At 41.8% G+C, this 3,217-nt stretch carries 1 protein-coding gene; it reads left to right on the top strand.

The genetic code is table 11. The features are described from left to right. Window positions 1–107: 107 nt before the first annotated feature. Window positions 108–3,217 (top strand): DUF3854 domain-containing protein (locus ACEYW6_RS32385; protein WP_412983013.1); only part of this gene is annotated, 3,110 nt, incomplete at its 3' end.

The raw sequence follows: 3,217 nt of genomic DNA, 5'->3' as shown, positions 1-3,217 counted from the left end.
TTTGATTTTTGCGATGGCTGCGCCCGCCGAAGGCATCGCTTGTTTTTTACCGGATCTGACAAAACCGCATTGCTCCCGTTTACCAGAGGCACCAGATTGAAATTGCTGTGGGCGATCGCTTGCAATGGAAGAAAAACGATCGGCAATTGGGACGACGCAACGGGCAGGAATTTACTGTAACAGGGATCGACCTGAACATAGTCCAGATTAAATATGCTGATGAGCGGACTGAATGCATTAGTTTGGCGCAGGCGCAAAACTTAGACTATGCCCTTGTGAGTACAACATATAGTAGCCAGGGGAAAACTGCGGATCGGGTGTTAATTTCGGCAGATTTCACTATTGGACAGGAAAGTTTTTATGTTGCTGCCAGCCGTGCAAGGCATGAATTAAAAATTTACACCGAAGATCCAACGCGATTGGTAGAGTTAGCGCAACAGTCGAAAGCCAAAGATAATGCTTTGGAATTGCTACGAAAACAAATTCAGAAATCGACGATTGAGCAGCACCAAGCAATAACTATAAATATAAGTGCCCCTTTTGAGAAGCCAGTACTAAAACAAGAGACGACAGTATCTACTCCAAATGTCCAGCCAATTGTGAAATCAGTCGCATCTAGCCGGACAACAAGCCATGATTCATCAATAAAAGTACCGAAAGTCTTGCCCGTCTTGAAAGAGACACCAAACTATAATACTGTTGAATCGGTTTTCTCCAAGCCAGTACTGAAATCTGCTGCCCCAACAGAAGCATTTTGGACACCACATCAAAGTAAAGACATTCCCAATTTTCTTGAACCAAAGCACTGGCAAGAGTTTGAAGATAGCGCTATCCATCCTGATATTGCGGCAAAAAATTTTGAAAGTCTTCAATTCAACTATGCAGGTGGTGAGCATGAGTCTTGGGAAAGACTCATGGTTAGTGAAAAACTTAATCGTACAAATACCGGGAGGTTAACGGAGGGATTAATCAGAACATATTCTCATCTTGATGCTGGAGGATGGTGGTGTGATGCTGGAGTTGATGCGCGAACATTTGCTGATTTAACCCCAGGTGATAAACCAACTCTTAAACGATGGGGATGCTACAAGCCAAATCAACCAAGACCCAAAAAAGATGAGAATAATCAAATAATTGAAGGGAAATTCATCAAATATGAGCATCCTCCCAAGGTTGAATTAAGCATCTTCCTGCTTAATGTCCCTGACGATATTGCCGAACGCATTTACTCCAAACACAAGGTGAATCCCAGTGATAGCGATCGCCAGTCAGGATTTTGGTACTGTGTATGGAAACATAATATCCCCTGTGCGATCGCAGAAGGAGCTAAAAAAGCAGCCAGTCTGTTGAGTCAGGGTCATGCTGCCATTGGGCTACCTGGGATTTCGGCGGGATACCGAACTCCCAAAGATGAGTTTGGCAAGAAAATTGGCAAGTCTTACCTGCATGAAGAGTTAGCAGTTTTTGCCACACCTTCTCGAGAAATCAAATTCTGCTTTGACTATGAAACCAAGCCTAAAACGAAGCTCAATATTGAGAGGGATATTTCCGTAACTGGAAGATTGTTGCAGAAGCTTGGAGCTAGGGTCAAGGTCGTCAGCTTGCCAGGGCCTTCTAAAGGTGTTGACGATTTCATAGTCGCAAGTGGGCCACTGGCTTACGAAAAATTGAGCCATGAAGCAATGAAGTTAAGGGACTGGCAACAGCACAATCAACACTCAAAAGTTGCTGCAATAGAACCACCCAAACTTCAGCTTAAAGAAAGTTCTTTACAACAAACCTCACCAAATCAACCAATAGGACAAACCCATGACAACCAACAACAACCCAACCCAGATACAGTTATTAACCGAGAAGATAGAGGAATTATTAACCTCTCACGGGAAACTGAACAAGAATTTCGAGCAGTTAGAAATCAAGAACTCTCAACTCACCGAAAAAATTCAGAGCTTAGAGGTAGCCCAGCAACAGAGGTTGAGCGACTTCTTACAGCAGTTAGCCGAGACATTGAATGCCAAGAAGTCCTCGAACTTAGAGCCATTAGTACAAGAATTAACCCAAGCTCTACAGATGATTGGCTTCGAGGTCAACGAGCAACGAACTTCTCAAGACAAGTTAACCCAGAAGATTCAGCAATTATTGACGGCGCAGCAAGTGATGTCAGTTTTGAACAAAATGGAAACGCCAAACGACCAACTACCGAACAACTCTTAAACGCAATTACTGAGAATATTCAACAGTCAATAGTTGATGATGCCTTGGTTGAAACGTTACCACAATTAACAGAACAACTGTACGGCTATCAGCAACACCTCTTAGGAGCCAGAACCAGATTAGATGACTTTGGAGCAGTGATTGCTTCAATTGAGCAACAAATTTTATCAAAAAGAACAGTGGATGTAATCTCTGACTTTATTGAACAGTCAGTAGTTGAGTCCACCCTAACAACTTTGTTGCCACAATTACTAGAGCAACTCTCTCAAGGCAGTCAGCAATTAGCTCACACAACAGCTATTGCTCAACAGTCAGAACTTTCAAGTTCACAAAAAACTGTTTGGGCAATAGCTGAAAATATTGAATACTTGGCTGTTGAGTCTGCCCTCACTGAAACTTTACCACAATTAATAAAACAATTCTCTCCCTTGAGACAGCAGCAAAAAAGAGTCAGAAGTAGATTTGACGATTTAGAAGCAGTCATTACTCAAATTGAGCAACGACTTTCATCACAAAGAGCTATAGACGCAATTACTCAAAATGTTGAATACTCGGCTGTCTCCTCTGCCCTCACTGGAACATTACCGCAACTAATAAAACAATTTTCTCCTTTGAGACAGCAGCTAAAAAAAGGTATTGCCACATTCGACAAAATATTTACAGCAATTGAGCCATTATCACAACGCCTTGATTTACAAAAAACTATCGATATAATTGCTGAGGATATTGAACAGTTGGCTGTAGAGTCTGCTTTAAGTGAAACGTTACCACAACTAATAGAACAACTTTCTAAAACTTGCCAGCAGCATAAGGGAAGAACCACCTTTGAGGGCTTAGGAGTAGCTATTACTCAAATTGAACAACGGCTTGATTCACAAAAAACTGTAGATCCAATTATTGAAAATATCGAATACTCGGCTGTTGAGTCTGCCCTCATTGAAACTTTACCACAATTAATAGAACGACTCTCTCAATATCACCAGCAGCTAAAAGGAGGAAAAAC

The sequence above is a fragment of the Nostoc sp. UIC 10607 genome (genome assembly GCF_047228265.1).
Taxonomy (GTDB): Bacteria; Cyanobacteriota; Cyanobacteriia; order Cyanobacteriales; family Nostocaceae; genus Nostoc; species Nostoc foliaceum_A.
This window is presented reverse-complemented; position numbering and strand designations above follow the sequence as displayed.